Below are 16,526 nucleotides of genomic sequence, written 5' to 3' on the forward strand. Positions count from 1 at the left end.
TTGGCTAGGCTCGACGGTAATGCGGGATGTCGATTCGCCCCGCGTTACCGTCGGGTCCTGCCTCAACACTCGACGATATTCACCGCCAGCCCGCCGCGCGACGTTTCCTTGTACTTCGTCTTCATGTCGGCGCCCGTCTCGCGCATCGTCTTGATCACCGAGTCGAGCGACACGTAGTGCGAGCCGTCGCCGCGCAGCGCCATGCGCGCCGCGTTGACGGCCTTCACCGACGCCATCGCGTTGCGCTCGATGCACGGGATCTGCACCATCCCGCCGACCGGGTCGCAGGTGAGGCCGAGGTTGTGCTCCATCCCGATCTCGGCCGCGTTCTCGACCTGCTGCGGCGTGCCGCCGAGCACGGCCGCGAGCGCGCCGGCCGCCATCGAGCAGGCAACGCCCACTTCGCCCTGGCAGCCGACTTCCGCGCCCGAGATCGACGCGTTGAGCTTGTAAAGAATGCCGATCGCGGCGGCCGTCAGCAGGAAGTCGATCACGCCCTGCTCGTTCGCGCCGGGCGTGAAGCGCGTGTAGTAGTGCAGCACGGCCGGGATGATGCCGGCCGCGCCGTTGGTCGGCGCGGTGACGACACGGCCGCCGGCCGCGTTTTCCTCGTTGACCGCGATCGCGTACAGGTTGATCCAGTCGATCATCGACAGCGGGTCTTGCAGCGCGCGCTCCGGGCTTCCCGTCAGCGTGCGGTACAGCTGCGGCGCGCGGCGCTTGACCTGGAACGGGCCGGGCAGATTGCCGTCGGCATCGGGGTTGCCGATCCCGCAGCCGCGCGACACGCACGACTGCATCACGGCCCAGATCTTCAGCAGCCCGTCGCGCGTTTCTTCCTCGGTGTGCCACGCTCGCTCGTTTTCCCACATCAGCTGCGCGATCGACTTGCCGGTCGATTCGGTCAGCGCGAGCAGCTCCGCGCCGGTGCGGAACGGGTGCGTCATCTGCTCGGCCGCGCTCAGCACCTTCGTGTTCGGCGCACCGGCCGTCACGACGAAGCCGCCGCCGACCGACAGGTACGTGCGCTCGACCAGCACCGCGCCGTTCGCGTCGGACGCGCGCAGCTTCATCCCGTTCGGATGCTCGGGCAGCGCCTGGCGGTAGAACGCGATGTTCTCCTTCAGCACGAACGGCACCGGATGCGTGCCGAGCAGCGCAAGTTTCTTCGACTTGCGGACCTCTTCCAGCCGCGCGTCGATCGTGTCGGGATCGACGGTGTCGGGCGCGTCGCCGAGCAGGCCGAGCATCACGCCGCGGTCGGTGCCGTGGCCCTTGCCGGTGGCGCCGAGCGAGCCGTACAGCTCGACCTTCACGTGGGCCGTCGCATCGAGCTGCCCGTCGCGCTCGAGGCCCTGGACGAACATCAGCGCCGCGCGCATCGGTCCGACCGTATGCGAACTGGACGGACCGATGCCGATCTTGAAGAGGTCAAACACGCTGACTGCCATTTCGATACCTGCCTTGCTTATAAGAGTAGTGCTAGCGCGCCTGTAATGGCAGGCACGCGGCGAGCCATGCGGGCGGCGTCGGGGAAAGCTGCTGCGCGACGCGGGCATAGCGCCCGTCCAGCCGCGCGGCCAGATGAAAGAGTTCGGTGGCGTTTTTCGGGTCCCACTGCCCCGTGTAGCCCGGCAGGCCGGCCTCGCGGCGCTTCGCGTCGAACGGCACCGGCGAATTCACGAATTCCTCGTGGGTCTTCTCGCCGAGCGCGTACGGCACGAGCCAGTCGAGCGCGGCCTCGAGCGTCGCGCCGTTCGCGCCGCGCTCGCGCAGCCAGTTGCGGTTGAAGCGGCGCGCGGCAAGCGCGGCCGTCACCAGCGGCTGCAGGTCGTACACCGCGTAGTGCAGCGCATCGCGCTCCTCGAAGTCCCACGTCTTGCCGTCCGGGCCGATGTTGTCGGCGAGATGCTCGACGAACAGCCGCTGCGCGGCGTTCATCATCCTGCGGTCGCCGAGCGTGAACGCGGACAGCGCGATCAGCTTGATCCGGTGGCTCTGCCAGTTGTTGCGCCAGGTGCCGGTGAGCGGGCGCTTCTGCGCGTCGATCTGCGCGACATAGCCGGCGCCGAGCTTCGCGATGAACGCGGCCGTCGCGTTGCGGGTCTTCACCGGCAGCGCGCTCGCGGTCATGTCGTACGCGATGATCAGGCTTTCGAAGCGCGTCTCGTCGATCGGGTTGAAGCTCGGCTGGTAGGTCGCGACCCACGCGGACAGGAAGCGGTCGACGAGTTGCAGGTAGCGCGGCGCGTTCGTCACGCGCCATGCGAGCGCCGCGTCGCGCATCAGGTCCATGTCCTTCAGCGCGGCGGCGCTCTGGTCGTAGATGCCTTCGTGCGGCAGCGTGCCCTCGGTGTGCACGCGCGGCATCGCCTTCGGCTGCTCGCCGACGCGCGCGTCGACGCTGCGGATCAGCGCCTGCACGCCCGGCTCGGCCTGGGTCGTCTCGCTCGCCTGCAGTGCCGGCGCCGCGCAGAAATTCATCGCCGCGCGCGCGCTGCCGGCCGCGCCGAGGCCGGCAGCGGCAAACGACAGCGACGCGACGAGCATCGGCACGAACCGGCGCGCGCGCGGCCGGCTCTGCATTGCACCATGGCCCGGAAACATCGGACGCACCATGCGGAACTCCTTCGTTGGCTGGATCGCGTGTGATGTTAGCCGGATTGGCGGACGAACGCGCACCGGTTCGAGCGGCGAACGCAAAAACCGCACGCAACACGGAGTTGCGTGCGGTGCGATCACCATCGGACAGCTCGGGGCCTGGCGCGCGTTATGCGTACTCCGACATCGGCACGCACGAGCAGAACAGGTTGCGGTCGCCGTACGCGTTGTCCGCGCGGCCGACCGGCGGCCAGTACTTGTTCGTGCCGAGCGACGCGACCGGGTACGCAGCCTGCTCGCGCGAGTACGCGTGCGGCCATTCGTTCGCGGTGACGACGGCCGCCGTGTGCGGTGCGTGACGCAGCGGGTTGTCCTCGCGGTCGGCGCGGCCTTCCTCGACTGCGCGGATTTCCTCGCGGATCGCGATCATCGCGGCGATGAAGCGGTCGAGTTCTTCCTGCGATTCCGATTCGGTCGGCTCGACCATCAGCGTGCCCGGCACCGGGAAGCTCATCGTCGGCGCATGGAAGCCGTAGTCCATCAGGCGCTTCGCGACGTCGTCGACGCTGATGCCGCTCGAATCCTTGATCGGACGCAGGTCGAGAATGCATTCGTGCGCGACCAGCCCGCCCGGGCCCGAGTACAGCACCGGGTAGTGCGGCGCGAGGCGCTTCGCGATGTAGTTCGCGTTGAGGATCGCGGTTTCCGTCGCGGCGGTCAGGTTCTTCGCGCCCATCATCGCGATGTACATCCACGAGATCGGCAGGATCGACGCCGAGCCGTACGGGGCGGCCGACACCGCGCCGATGCCGTTTTCGTCGCGCGCGTAGCCGGTCGAACGCTGGTTCGGCAGGAACTTCGCGAGGTGCGCGCCGACCGCGACCGGGCCGACGCCCGGGCCGCCGCCGCCGTGCGGGATGCAGAAGGTCTTGTGCAGGTTCAGGTGCGACACGTCGCCGCCGAACTGGCCCGGCGCGGTCAGGCCGACCATCGCGTTCATGTTCGCGCCGTCGACGTACACCTGGCCGCCGTGCGCATGGACGATCTCGCAGATCTCGCGGACGTTCTGCTCGAACACGCCGTGCGTCGACGGATACGTGATCATGATCGCCGCGAGGTCCTTCGAGTGCTGCTCGGCCTTCGCCTGCAGGTCGGCGATGTCGACGTTGCCTTGTGCGTCGCACGCGACGACCACGACCTTCATGCCGGCCATGTGCGCGGATGCCGGGTTCGTGCCGTGCGCGGACGCCGGGATCAGGCATACGTCGCGGTGGGCTTCGCCGCGCGATGCGTGGTAAGCGTGGATGATCAGCAGGCCCGCGTACTCGCCCTGCGAGCCCGCGTTCGGCTGCAGCGACACGGCCGCGTAGCCGGTGGCCGCGACGAGCATCTGCTCGAGCTGGTCGATCATCTCGCGGTAGCCGACGGTCTGGTCGGCCGGCGCGAACGGGTGGATGCCGCCGAACTCGGGCCACGTGACGGGCAGCATTTCCGACGTCGCGTTCAGCTTCATCGTGCACGAGCCGAGCGGGATCATCGAGCGGTCGAGCGCGAGATCCTTGTCCGACAGGCTGCGCAGGTAGCGCAGCATTTCGGTTTCGGAATGGTGGCGGTTGAACACGTGGTGCGTCAGGTATGCGCTCGTGCGCTCGAGGCCGGCCGGCAGCGCGGCGACGCCGGCGAGGCCGGCGTCCAGCGCGTCGACGGCCGGCGCGGTGCCGCCCGCGGCCTGCGCGAACACGTCGAGCAGATCGGCGAGGTCGTCGCGCGTCGTCGTTTCGTCGACCGACACGCCGACTTGCGTGTCGCTCACGCGGCGCAGGTTGATGCGCTTTGCCTTCGCGAATTCGTGAACCTGCGCGGTGCGCGCGCCGGTGTCGATCGTCAGCGTGTCGAAGAACGTGTCGTTGACGGTCGCGAAGCCGAGCTGCTTCACGCCGGCGGCGAACAGCGCCGCGATGCGGTTCACGCGCAGCGCGATCGTCTTCAGCCCGTGCGGGCCGTGATAGACCGCGTACATGCTGGCCATGATCGCGAGCAGCGCCTGCGCGGTACACACGTTCGACGTCGCTTTCTCGCGGCGGATGTGCTGTTCGCGGGTTTGCAGCGCGAGGCGCAGCGCGGGCTTGCCCTGCGCGTCGACCGTCACGCCGACGAGGCGGCCCGGCATCTGGCGCTTGAATTCATCGCGCACCGCGAGATACGCGGCGTGCGGGCCGCCGAAGCCCATCGGCACGCCGAAGCGCTGCGTGTTGCCGATCGCGACGTCCGCGCCCCATTCGCCGGGCGGCGTCAGTACCGTGAGCGCGAGCAGGTCGGCCGCGACGACCACGTGGCCGCCGGCCGCGTGGATCGCTTCCGTGAGTGCGCGGTAGTCGCGCACGTCGCCGTTCACGCCCGGGTATTGCAGCAGCACGCCGAACGCGTTCGCCTGCACGGCGTCGGCGGCCGGGCCCGTCTTGACCTCGATGCCGATCGGCAGCGCGCGCGTGCGGATCACTTCGAGCGTCTGCGGCAGCACGTCGTCGGCGACGTAGAACACGTTCGACTTCGGCTTGCCGGTACGCTGCAGCAGCGTCATCGCTTCGGCCGCGGCGGTGGCCTCGTCAAGCAGCGACGCGTTCGAGATCGCGAGGCCCGTGAGGTCGGTCACCATCTGCTGGAAGTTCAGGAGCGCCTCGAGGCGGCCCTGGGAAATTTCGGGCTGGTACGGCGTGTAGGCCGTGTACCACGCCGGGTTTTCGAGCACGTTGCGCAGGATCACCGCCGGCGTGTGCGTGTCGTGGTAACCCTGGCCGATATACGAGCGGAACACCTGGTTCTTGTCCGCGAGAGCCCGCAGCGCGGCGAGGGCTTCGGCCTCGCTCTTCGGCTGCGCGAACGGGCCGAGCGGCAGCGTTTCGGCGCGGCGGATCGAGGCCGGGATCACGGCGTCCATCAGGGCGGCGCGCGACGCAAAGCCGAGCGTGTCGAGCATGGCCTGCTGGCTGGCGGCGTCGGGGCCGATGTGGCGTTCGGCGAACGCGTCGTGCGTTTCGAGCGCGGCGAGCGAGAGGGGCGTGCGGTTCATCAGGCGGTCCGGGTGTTCGAGCTTCATGGCGTGACTCTGGTCCCGCGCGGGACGGGCGGCTGGCCGGCCCCGCGCGGTTCGGGTAAGGAAATTAGTCGATCAGCTTGGTGTAGGCGGCAGCGTCGATCAGCTTGTCGGTCGATGCGCCGGCCGCGAGCTTGATCTTGAAGAGCCAGCTCGCGTACGCGTCGCCGTTGACCTGATCCGGCGCGTCGACGATCGCGCCGTTGACTTCGACGATCTCGCCCGACACCGGCGAGTAGATGTCGGATGCCGCCTTCACCGATTCGACGACGCCGACCGCGTCGCCCGCGGTCACCGACTTGCCGACTTCGGGCAGTTCGAGGAAGACGATGTCGCCGAGCGTGCTCTGCGCGTGATCGGTGATGCCGACCGTCAGCGTGCCGTCTGCCTCGGTGCGGATCCACTCGTGTTCGTCGGTGTATTTCAGATCGGCCGGGACGTTGCTCATCGGATGCTCCTGGATAAAAGGGTGTGATTCGTTTTGCTGGCGCGCCGCCGGGGCGCGCCGGGGTGTGGTTGCGCCGGGCGCCATCTCCCGGCTTCCCGGGAGGAGGCCCCCCGGCCGTTACGCAGCGAGGACCTTGCCGTTGCGCACGAACGGCAGTTTTACCACGCGCGCGGGAAGATTCTTGTCGCGAATTTGCACCTGGATCGTGTCGCCGACCTGGACGGCCGTCGGCACGCGCGCGAACGCGATCGATTCCTGCATCGACGGCGAGAACGTGCCGCTCGTGATCTCGCCTTCGCCGTGCGGCGTGACGACTTTCTGGTGCGCGCGCAGCACGCCGCCCGCCTTGCCGTTTTCCTTCTGCAGGATCAGGCCGACGAACGCGGCGCGCGTGCCGTCTCGCTCGAGCGCGGCGCGGCCGACGAAGTCGCGCGGTGCGGTGAGGTCGACCGTCCACGCGAGGCCCGCGTCGAGCGGCGACACGGTGTCGTCCATGTCCTGGCCGTACAGGTTCATGCCGGCCTCGAGGCGCAGCGTGTCGCGCGCGCCGAGCCCGCACGGGCGCACGCCGCTTTGCTGCAGTGCGTTCCACAGCGCTTCGACATGCACGGCCGGGACGATCACCTCGAAGCCGTCTTCACCGGTATAGCCGGTGCGCGCGACGGTGAGATCGCCGAACGGCGTGCCGGCGACCTGCGCGGCGTTGAACGGCTTCAGCTCGCTCGTCGCGGCGCGCGCGGCGGGCACGGTCGTCCAGACCTTTTCGCGGGCGTTCGGGCCCTGTACGGCGACGATCGCGAAATCGCGGCGCGGCGCGATCGTGACGCCGTAGCCGCCTTGCTCGTTGAGCTGGTTGAACCACGCGATGTCTTTCTCGGCGGTGCCGGCGTTGACGACGACGCGGAAGAATTCTTCGGTGAAGTAATAGACGATCAGGTCGTCGACGACGCCGCCCTGCGGATTGAGCAGGCACGAGTAGAGTGCCTTGCCGGGCGTCTTGAGCTTGCCGACGTTGTTCGCGATCGCGTGCTCGAAGAACGCGCGCACGCGGCTGCCGGTGAAATCGACGACGCACATGTGCGACACGTCGAACATGCCGGCGTCGGTGCGCACGGCTTCGTGTTCTTCGATCTGCGAGCCGTAGTTGACGGGCATGTCCCAGCCGCCGAAGTCGACCATGCGGGCATTGAGCGCGCGGTGCGCGGCGTTGAGCGGGGTGTGATTCAGTGCAGTCATCGAGGCCTCAGGCAAGGCGCTTGCGCGCGGATCAGAACGGCCATGTGCCGACCGCCGCGGCCGACGGGCTGCGAGCGATCAGGTACATGCCCCTCTGTCCTCGATACCTGAGAGATTGCGCTGCGGGCAAAGCCCGGCGAGCGCGCGCCCCTTCGGTGGGCAGCTTGCCCGCGCAGCATGTGCGCAGCGGGCTACTGCCGCTCTCCAGAGTGCGGGGAGTGCGGCCCGCGCAATGCGCGGACGGGATTCCCCGACGCGGTCGGTCCTTTTGCCTGAGAGTTTGCGGGTGTGCCCCTTCGGCGGCGCGACCGGCGTTTCAGCAACGCGGTCACACGCTCTCCCGACGCGTGCGGGCGACTGTACGCGAGCGGTTGGACCTTGTCAATTTGAGCAAAAGAATGTCGCTTCGCGACAAGCGGCGGCAGCCCGTGCCGCCGCTTTTTTCCACTCCGGCGGGCGCCGGTGCGTTACTCGCCGATCGCGCGCGCGGCCGTGTCGAGTTCCTGGTTCAGCACGCGCTGCTCGTCGCCGGACAGGCCGCCGCTGTGCTGCGCGGCCATGTCGTTCGCTTCCTGGCGGATCACGTCGAGACGGTGGTGAAGCTGCGCGCCGTACGGCGGCGGGTAGTAGCCGCCGTTCACGCGCGCATCGATGCGGCGATGCAGGTTGTCGATCCGGCCCTGGATCTGTTGCGTCCGCTCGTTCGCGACGACCTGCGGATTCGGCCGAGGCGGGGGCGCCGGACGAACCGGCTGCTGCGGCTGCACGATACAGGCCGCGAGCGAGGAAACCAGCACGCAGCACGCTGCTGCGCGAATCAACCGTTGCATCAACATTCTCCTGACGGATTGGTGTCGGATCGACTTTTTTGAGAAACGCGTCAGACAGGTCTACCGCTGACTTTCGTTCCCCCGGCATTTGTAACCGAATGTTCCGGCTGATCCAGGCGCACGCGTGCCGGCCGGCCGCAACCGGCCGGCCGGCGGTGTCAGACCGTGCGGCGCACGAACGGCAGCCGGCGGCCGTCGTGCTCGCTCTGCGCGGCGAGCTCGATGATCGTCATCACGTCGACGGCGTCCTGCGCGGTGACGGGGAACGGCGCGCCGTCGCGGATCGACGCGGCGAGCGCGCGGTAGAACTCCGCGTACTGGCCGTCGAGCGTCGGCACCGGGCGCTCGACTTCGACTTCGCCGTCGAGCACGCGCAACAGGCCGGGCGGGTTGCCGCCGCCGAACTCGACGTCGTCCGCGGTGAGGCCGGCCTTGAGCTGGTCTTCCTGCGTGTCGAGCCCGAACTTCTGGTAGCTGCCGCGCGTGCCGTGCAGCGTGAAGCGCGCGGGCTCGATCGCCGCCAGCGCGCTCGCATGCAGCGCGATGTCCTTGTCCGGATAGCCGAGCAGCAGGTGCACGAAATCGGGCGCCGTGCCGTTGTCGCGGCGCGTCTTGACGGTCGCGCTCACCGTTTCCGGCACGCCGAACAGCGCAAGCGCCTGGTCGATCAGGTGCGGGCCGAGGTCGAGCAGCAGGCCGCCGCCGCGTGCGGGCTCCTCGCGCCAGCGCGTGCGCGGCGTCGGCCGGAAGCGGTCGAAGTGCGACGCAAAGTAGGTGAGCCGGCCGAGCTCGCCCGATTCGACGACGCGGCGCACGGTGAGGAAATCGCCGTCCCAGCGGCGATTGTGGAACGGCGCGAACAGCCGGCTGCGCGCGTTCGCGAGCCGTGCGAGCGCGAGCGCCTCGTCGGCGGTGAGCGTGACCGGCTTGTCGACGACCACGTGACGGCCGGCTTCGAGCACCTGGCGCGCGAGCGCGAAATGCGTGTCGTTCGGCGTGGCGATCACCACGCATTCGATGTCGTCGAGGCCGAGCAGCGCGTCGAGGTCGGGGACGACGCGCGCGCCCGGATACGCGGCCTGCGCGCGATCGGGCTGGCCCGTCGCGATCGCGGCGACTTCAGTGCGGCCGCTCGTGGCGATCACGGGCGCGTGGAACGTCGCGCCGGCGAAACCGAAACCCATCAAACCAATCCTGAGCAATGACGACATGGCAATTCCTGGCTGCGAAGGAAGTTAAAGGATGGCGCGCCGAGGCGGCGCGAAGACGACCGGCTATTTTGGCATGGCGCCGCCGCTTGTACTGGCGCGTTGGGCGAAATGCACGGGGAGATGCGGCGCATGCGCAAAGGAAGCCGGCATTTGCGCGAGACCGCGCAGCGTGCGCGCGTGGCTGCCTGCCCGGCATCGAGGCAAACGGCCTGCGCGCGAGCGCTGTGCCGTGTCATGCGGCCGCCCGCTGCCGCACGGCGGCAGCGACCTGTGCGGCCCACACGGCGCATGCCGCTTCGCCTGGGTGGAAGCCGTCGGCGGCCATCAGGTGGCGTTCGAGCGGCAGCGCGACCCGCAGGAACGTGCAATGCGGCTGAGCGGCGGCCCAGCCGGCGAGTGCAGCGTTGAGCCGCTTCGCGCGCAGCCCGAGATACCACGCGAGCGGCTGCGGCAGCGCCGGAAAGCGTTCCATCGGCGGCACCGCCGACAGGATCACGTGCCCGACCCGGAAGCGCGCGGCGAGCAGCCGGACGAGTTCGGCCTGCGCCGCCTGCCAGCGCGCCGGCGGGACACCGCCCGTCACGTCGTTGACGCCGAGCGACGTCACGGCAACGTCGAACGGCTCGGCCGGCTCGGCCGGCTCGGCGGCGAGCCAGTCGACGAGATCCCGGGTGGTCAGGCCCGTGCGCGCGAGCAGTTTCCAGCTCACGCGGTGCGTGGCCGCCAGCGCGCTCGCCAGTTGCCCGGACAGCGCGTCGCGCTGCGTCGCGACGCCGACGCCCGCGGCGGCGGAATCGCCGACCACCAGCACGCGCAGCGGCGGGCCGTCGCCGGCAACGCCGTCGCGCGGGCCGGCCGCCTCGGGCAGCCGCGGCGTGACGCGCCGCACGTAGCGCCCCTGCGCGAACAGCAGCGGGCCGAGGGCGGCGGTGGCGAGCGGGTATCCCATGGTGTCGATCCGGTGGCGTTTCGGGCGGTTCATACGGACTCGGCGCGGGGCGGCGTCGGCGTGTGCGTATTGTGGCCGATCGGTGCGCGAACGGGGCCGGATTGGCCGGACGGACAGGGCGCGGCCGGGCGATCGGCCCGCACGGCCCCGTCCGGCGGCGCTCCCGAAATACGCGCCGCCGACGTGTTAACATGCGCGTCCTGCCCGCGTGTCCGCCTGCTTCGCCAGCCTGCCGCGCACGGCATCCTCCCGGCGTTCCGCCGTCAACCGCAACACCATCCGTCATCATGTCCGCAGGCCTCAATCCCGCCCAGAACGAAGCGGTGCGCTACCTCGACGGTCCCTGTCTCGTGCTCGCCGGCGCGGGCAGCGGCAAGACCCGCGTGATCACGCAGAAGATCGCGCACCTGATCGAAGCGAAAGGTTTCGAGCCGCGCCACATCGCCGCCGTCACGTTCACGAACAAGGCGGCCGCCGAAATGCGCGAGCGCGTGTCGAAGCTGCTCGAGGGCAAGACGCTCACCACGCCCGGCAAGGAAGGCCGCAAGGTGCCCGTCAACCAGCTCACCGTCTGCACGTTCCACTCGCTCGGCGTGCAGATCCTGCGCCAGGAGGCCGAGCACGTTGGCCTGAAGCCGCAGTTCTCGATCATGGATTCGGACGACTGCTTCGGGATGATCCAGGAGCAGCTCGGCACCACCGACAAGGGGCTGATCCGCAAGATCCAGAGCATCATCTCGCTGTGGAAGAACGGCCTGATCATGCCCGACGAGGCGATGGCGATCGCGGCCAACGAGGACGAGCACCAGGCCGCGCTGGTCTACCGCAACTACGTCGCGACGCTGCATGCGTACCAGGCGGTCGACTTCGACGACCTGATCCGCCTGCCCGCCGAGCTGTTCGCGAAGAACGAGCAGGTGCGCGACCGCTGGCAGAACAAGCTGCGCTACCTGCTGATCGACGAGTACCAGGACACCAACGCGTGCCAGTACGAGCTGCTGAAGCAGCTCGCCGGCCCGCGCGCCGCGTTCACGGCGGTCGGCGACGACGACCAGGCGATCTACGGCTGGCGCGGCGCGACGCTCGAGAACCTCGCGCAGCTCGGCAAGGATTTCCCGAAGCTGCACGTGATCAAGCTCGAGCAGAACTACCGGTCGACGGTGCGGATCCTGACCGCCGCGAACAACGTGATCGCGAACAACCCGAAGCTGTTCGAGAAGAAGCTGTGGTCCGAGCACGGGATGGGCGATTCGATCACCGTCACGCCGTGCAACGACGAGGAGCACGAGGCCGAATCGGTCGTGTTCCGGCTGTCCGCGCACAAGTTCGAACGGCGCGCGCAGTTCCGCGACTATGCGATCCTGTATCGCGGCAACTTCCAGGCGCGCATCTTCGAGCAGGTGCTGCGGCGCGAGCGGATCCCGTACGTGCTGTCCGGCGGCCAGTCGTTCTTCGACAAGGCCGAGATCAAGGACCTGTGCGCGTACCTGCGGCTGATCGCGAACGCCGACGACGATCCCGCGTTCATCCGCGCGGTCACGACGCCGCGCCGCGGGATCGGCAACACGACGCTCGAGGCGCTCGGCTCGTTCGCTGGGCAGGCGAAGGTGTCGCTGTTCGAGGCCGTGTACATGGGCGGCATCGAGGCGCGGCTGTCCGCGCGCCAGGTCGAGCCGCTCAGGATGTTCTGCGACTTCATCCAGCGCCTGACCGAGCGCGCGGACAAGGAGCCCGCGACCGTCGTGCTCGACGACATGATGGAGGCGATCCACTACGAGGCCTACCTGTACGACGCGTTCGACGAGCGGCAGGCGCAGTCGAAGTGGCAGAACGTGCTCGAATTCCTCGAATGGCTGAAGCGCAAGGGCACGAAGCCCGAGACGGAGGCCGTCGATGGCGAGGCGGAGGGCTTCCACAACGCGGACGGGCTCGCCGATACGGGCAAGAACCTGCTCGGCCTGATCCAGACCGTCGCGCTGATGTCGATGCTCGAGGGCAAGGACGAAGATCCGGACGCCGTGCGGCTGTCGACCGTCCATGCGTCGAAGGGGCTCGAGTATCCGCACGTGTTCCTGGTCGGCGTCGAGGAGGGCATCATGCCGCACCGCGGCGGCAGCGAGGACGACGGCCCGATCGACAGCGAGCGGATCGAGGAAGAGCGCCGGCTGATGTACGTCGCGATCACGCGCGCGCAGCGCAGCCTGCACCTGAACTGGTGCAAGAAGCGCAAGCGGGCGCGCGAGACGGTCGTGTGCGAGCCGTCGCGCTTCATCCCCGAGATGGGCCTCGACGAAGCGCCGCCGCCCACGCCGGAAGAAGCGCCGATGTCGCCGAAGGATCGGCTCGCGAGCCTGAAGGCGCTGCTGCAGAAGTGATGCGGCGGCGCTGTCGGGCGCACGGCGATCCGGCGGCCGGCGGCCCGGCAAAACAAAACCCCCGCGATGCGTGTGCGCCGCGGGGGTTTTTTACGGGTGGGCCGGTGCTACTTCGACGCGTTGACCATGTAGTCGACGGCCGCCTTCACGTCGGCGTCCGATGCGTTCGCCCCGCCCTTCGGCGGCATCGCGCCCTTGCCGTGCAGCGCGTAGTTGTAGACCGTATCCATCGAGTCCTTCAGGCGTGGCGCCCAATCTTCCTTGCTGCCGAACTTCGGCGCGCCGAGCACGCCCGCCGCGTGGCACGCCTGGCAGGTCGACGTGTACAGCGCCTTGCCGGCGGTTGCCGCATCGGCGCTGGCCGGTGCGGCCGCGGGCTGTTCGCCGGCCTTCGGGATCGCGGCGATCGCGGCCTGCGCCGCGGCGATCTGCGCGCTCGCGGCGTCGGCAGCGCCCGACGCGCCTGCCGCGCCGCTGGCGGGCTGCGCCGCGTTGGCGGCCGGCGCGGCCGGTTCGGGGAAGTTCGCGCCGTCGTTGTTCGCCATGTAGACGATCGCGCGGGCGATTTCATAGTCGCTGACGTCGTCGGGGCTGGTGCCGCCGCGCGGCGGCATCGCGCCCTTGCCGGCGAGGGCCGTCTTCAGCAGCGTGTCGAAGCCTTGCGAGATGCGCGGCGCCCAGTCGTCCTTGTTGCCGAACTTCGGCGCACCGGCGGCGCCCGTGCCGTGGCAGGTCACGCAGACGGCCTTGTAGACTGCCTCGCCGGTCTTGTACGTGCGGGGCGCGTTGGCGTCCTTCACGTCGACCTGCGCGAGCGGCTTGATACGTGCGGCGACCTGCTCGTCGGACAGCGCGTCCGTGCCGGCGCCGGAACGGAACACATGGTTTGCATAGGTGGCGAACAGGACGATCAGGACGATCGGGATCGCGAACGACGCGATGATGACGGCAACCAACTGCCCGGGGGTTTTGACGGGAGATTCGTGGGGTGCTTCGCTCATGCTTGCCTCGTCTCCATGAATAGGAATTGTGAGCGCGGTGCAACGGCAAAATGGCAGTCCAATGAAGCACGGACGATTATAGACGGAACGTTTACATCACGGCGAGCGGCGCGATGGCGCGTGTTTACCCGCACGCAGCGCGGCCCGGCGGCGATTCGGCGGGCAAGGTGGACGCGTCATGGGAAACCGGGTATCCTTGCCGTCTTGCCAATTGTGGACGGCCTGTATATCGGGGTCGTTTCACTGTCAAATGCGCCCGTAGCTCAATGGATAGAGTACTGCCCTCCGAAGGCAGGGGTTGCTGGTTCGATCCCAGCCGGGCGCGCCAAGTCTAGTCAGGCTCTCAGCGGTTTCCTTCCTTCGTCGGACAGTCTCATTGCAGCTGAATTGCAGCTAGCATCGGCACCGGCTCGGCCGTCAGCGGCGTGACCCACTGCGCCAGGTGCGCCACCGACAGGTGCGCGTAGCGTTGCACCATCTCGAACGTTTCCCATCCGCCCAGCTCCTCAACACCTGCAACGGCGTGCCGCGCTGCACATGCCAGCTCGCCCAGGTGTGGCGCAGATCGTGCCAGCGGAAGTCGCGAATGCCGGCACGCTCGAGCGCCTTGCGCCAGGCGGCCGTCCCCGTCTGGTAGACCGGCCGGCCCTGGTACACGAACACGCTGTCGGCGAACTCCGGCGCGCGCTTCTTCGCGAGTTGGCGTCGCAGCACGACAATTTCCGTAACGTGCTCATGGACGCGCCGAACGGGAAGAAGGGCGCCATCCGGCTCATTCCCGTGCCGGAGGTCGCGGCGAAGGACGAGTTCTTCAACATCAAGAACGTGACGCGCGACGATCTGTTCGCCGCGCATCGCGTGCCGCCGCAACTGCTTGGTATCGTGCCGGGCAATTCGGGCGGGTTCGGCACGCCGGACACGGCCGCGCGCGGGTTCGGCCGGAACGGAATCAAACCGCTGCAGGCGCGCTTCGTTATGCAGTTTTATGCGCCTTGGTTATGCAGTCTCGGTGTGTAGTCTTGGCGTTGCAAGCGTTCGCGCTTGCGCGAGATTTCACCAGGAGAAATTACGCGACAACAACACGGTTGCGACCTTGATGCTTCGCGCGGTACAGGCGTTCGTCCGCCTTGCGCAGGATCGCGTCGATCGTCTCTCCGTCCCGGCCGAATTCGGAGGCGCCAACGCTCACGGTGACCTCAATCGGCTTGCCGATGCCGGCCTCAAATGGTGCGCCCGCGATCGCTGCACGGATGCGTTCACCGATCGACTGTGCGGTATCCAGCGCGGCTTGCGGCAGCAGCACCATGAATTCTTCTCCGCCCACCCGCGCAACGCCGTCGTACGGCCGGATCGCATCGAGGCATTTGTTGACGAAGCGCTGCAACACCTGGTCGCCTGCCTGATGCCCGTAGCTGTCGTTGATTGCCTTGAAGTGGTCAAGATCGAGCGAAAGCAATGAGAACGGCGCGCCGTTGCGTTTCGCCAGAGCAATTTCCGCTTCCACGCGCTCGATGAATTGCCGCCGGTTGGCCGCGCCCGTGAGCGGGTCCGTTGCAGCCAGATGCTCGAGCTTCTCGTTGGTCCGCTGCAGCGCCTGCAGGGCCTGCTCCGTCCTCGCCATGGCTTCTCTCAACCGGGCAAACAGCTCTTCCTGGCTGTAGATCTTCGAAAATGAACGCGTCGTGTGAAAGGCCTGCACCACACCGAAACTGAGCAGGAAGAAGCCGGCAGCAAAAATCGCATGCGCGAGCCACCACATGTGATTCCACGGCCGCCCGAGGATGAAGGCGAGCGACGCCAGTGCGAACGACGCCACCGAAATGCCGTAGATCGTCATCAGGGGCGAGCGGATGCGACGCACGACCAGGGCGACAACATTCACGGTGGAGAACACCAGTGCACCCCCCTCCAACGAAAGGCGCACCCACAGGTTGCCGGCCACCGGCGAATAGGCGAGCGCGGCGACCGCCACGTCGATCAGCCCGAACAGCGCGATCCACGTGATCCAGGTGCGGCGATCGACGCGGGTTGCGTCGCTGTCGGCCTTGCGGCTGTAGGCGAGCTGCCCGACAAAGATCAGGATCGACATGGTCAGACGCGAGGCCGGCCCATACAGCAGGAACAGCCAGATATTGTGATGCGCCATGCCGGTGAAGGCGCCATGCAACGCGTAGACGAGGGAGAAGCCAAGAAAGCCTAGCGTAAGCCAACGCAGCAACGGCTCGCCGGACAGGCGATAGCAACGCCAGCAGACATAGGTGACGAACACGCCTTCGAGCGTGGCAGCTGCGATCGCCAGCTCGTGAAAAGCGTGATTCTCGAATTTCAGCGACGGATCCTGGAAGAAGTACAGGTAGGCAATCAGATACGCCGGCACCAACGCGAAGCCAGTCAGCAGGAGCTTGGCGTATATCCGGGTGACCAACTGGGCTGCGCCAGTCGGCTCTTTGGCGGCAACATTGGCGTGCATGTTCAGTCTTCGATTTCTTCGGACGAATTCAGTATAGGCACGGGAACGCATTCGGCGAGACCTTTATGCGTCCCGCTCCGGGAATCTGATTCCGCAGTGGATTTCCTGGCGCACTGTTTTCCTTCCCGTAGTGAAATCGCAGCCAGTTGGCGCCCATCAGCGCCTTTCGGTGTCGTGATCCTCGATCGGCTGTGGCTGAGGCTGCAACTGCGACTGGGACTGCGACTGCGCTTGCCGGGCACACCTCTTCCGAGCCCGTCGTATCGCCCGGCTCAGGGCAGGACCGGTGGACAGGCGTCGCACTGCTGCAC

The 16,526-nt window shown here is 68.0% G+C and carries 11 protein-coding genes, 1 tRNA gene, 2 pseudogenes and 2 riboswitches; of the genes and pseudogenes, 3 read left to right on the forward strand and 11 right to left on the reverse strand.

Annotated features, from left to right (window positions below):
* Positions 1–62 precede the first annotated feature (62 nt).
* The 8 genes from FPJ27_RS19920 to FPJ27_RS19955 all read right to left on the reverse strand — a co-directional run bounded on the left by FPJ27_RS19920 (position 63) and on the right by FPJ27_RS19955 (position 10,369).
* A complete protein-coding gene (locus tag FPJ27_RS19920) occupies positions 63–1,451 on the reverse strand; it encodes an L-serine ammonia-lyase (RefSeq protein ID WP_072445307.1) in 1,389 nt (462 codons plus the stop codon).
* A 31-nt stretch (positions 1,452–1,482) separates the two neighbouring features.
* The gene (locus FPJ27_RS19925) at positions 1,483–2,619 is read right to left on the reverse strand and encodes an alginate lyase family protein (RefSeq protein ID WP_072445308.1); all 1,137 of its coding nucleotides are present in this window, start codon (positions 2,617–2,619) and stop codon (positions 1,483–1,485) included.
* Between the two features lie 151 nt (positions 2,620–2,770).
* Positions 2,771–5,698: an aminomethyl-transferring glycine dehydrogenase gene (gene gcvP, locus FPJ27_RS19930; RefSeq protein WP_204425341.1), complete on the reverse strand. Its 2,928-nt coding sequence runs from the start codon at positions 5,696–5,698 to the stop codon at positions 2,771–2,773.
* Positions 5,699–5,762: 64 nt separating this feature from the next.
* A complete protein-coding gene (gene gcvH / locus FPJ27_RS19935; RefSeq protein WP_034183871.1) occupies positions 5,763–6,143 on the reverse strand; it encodes a glycine cleavage system protein GcvH in 381 nt (126 codons plus the stop codon).
* 117 nt (positions 6,144–6,260) lie between these two features.
* The gene (gene gcvT, locus FPJ27_RS19940; RefSeq protein WP_204425350.1) at positions 6,261–7,379 is read right to left on the reverse strand and encodes a glycine cleavage system aminomethyltransferase GcvT; all 1,119 of its coding nucleotides are present in this window, start codon (positions 7,377–7,379) and stop codon (positions 6,261–6,263) included.
* Positions 7,380–7,463: 84 nt separating this feature from the next.
* Positions 7,464–7,597: riboswitch (glycine riboswitch) on the reverse strand.
* Between the two features lie 31 nt (positions 7,598–7,628).
* A riboswitch (glycine riboswitch) is annotated at positions 7,629–7,732 on the reverse strand.
* Positions 7,733–7,846: 114 nt separating this feature from the next.
* Positions 7,847–8,209 carry a hypothetical protein gene (locus FPJ27_RS19945; protein WP_072445317.1) on the reverse strand — a complete coding sequence of 121 codons (363 nt, stop codon included), beginning with the start codon at positions 8,207–8,209 and terminating at the stop codon, positions 7,847–7,849.
* A 158-nt stretch (positions 8,210–8,367) separates the two neighbouring features.
* Complete coding sequence (locus tag FPJ27_RS19950; RefSeq protein WP_204425352.1) at positions 8,368–9,420, reverse strand: oxidoreductase; 1,053 nt, start codon at positions 9,418–9,420, stop codon at positions 8,368–8,370.
* Between the two features lie 232 nt (positions 9,421–9,652).
* Positions 9,653–10,369 (reverse strand): SGNH/GDSL hydrolase family protein, encoded by a 717-nt coding sequence (locus FPJ27_RS19955; RefSeq protein WP_204426329.1) that lies wholly within the window; start codon positions 10,367–10,369, stop codon positions 9,653–9,655.
* Positions 10,370–10,656: 287 nt separating this feature from the next.
* Here FPJ27_RS19955 and FPJ27_RS19960 point away from each other — a divergent pair, with 287 nt between their 5' ends.
* Positions 10,657–12,744 (forward strand): UvrD-helicase domain-containing protein, encoded by a 2,088-nt coding sequence (locus tag FPJ27_RS19960; RefSeq protein WP_072445314.1) that lies wholly within the window; start codon positions 10,657–10,659, stop codon positions 12,742–12,744.
* A gap of 107 nt (positions 12,745–12,851) precedes the next feature.
* On the opposite strand, the gene FPJ27_RS19965 is transcribed toward FPJ27_RS19960, so the two are convergent.
* On the reverse strand, positions 12,852–13,745 hold the full coding sequence (locus FPJ27_RS19965; protein WP_072445315.1) for a c-type cytochrome: 894 nt from the start codon (positions 13,743–13,745) through the stop codon (positions 12,852–12,854).
* A gap of 252 nt (positions 13,746–13,997) precedes the next feature.
* On the opposite strand from FPJ27_RS19965, the gene FPJ27_RS19970 reads away from it, so the two are divergent.
* Positions 13,998–14,073, forward strand: a tRNA-Arg gene (locus tag FPJ27_RS19970).
* Between the two features lie 45 nt (positions 14,074–14,118).
* Here the strand turns inward: FPJ27_RS19970 and FPJ27_RS19975 are convergent.
* Positions 14,119–14,471 (reverse strand): annotated as a pseudogene (locus FPJ27_RS19975) (tyrosine-type recombinase/integrase); the annotation flags it as partial.
* On the opposite strand from FPJ27_RS19975, the pseudogene FPJ27_RS19980 reads away from it, so the two are divergent.
* Positions 14,463–14,717 (forward strand): annotated as a pseudogene (locus FPJ27_RS19980) (capsid portal protein); the annotation flags it as partial. The pseudogenes FPJ27_RS19975 and FPJ27_RS19980 overlap by 9 nt on opposite strands.
* A gap of 94 nt (positions 14,718–14,811) precedes the next feature.
* On the opposite strand, the gene FPJ27_RS19985 reads toward FPJ27_RS19980, so the two are convergent.
* Positions 14,812–16,215: a GGDEF domain-containing protein gene (locus tag FPJ27_RS19985; protein WP_204425361.1), complete on the reverse strand. Its 1,404-nt coding sequence runs from the start codon at positions 16,213–16,215 to the stop codon at positions 14,812–14,814.
* Positions 16,216–16,526: the final 311 nt, after the last annotated feature.

The organism is Burkholderia sp. MS455 (assembly GCF_016899445.1).
GTDB classification, from domain to species: Bacteria; Pseudomonadota; Gammaproteobacteria; order Burkholderiales; family Burkholderiaceae; genus Burkholderia; species Burkholderia pyrrocinia_C.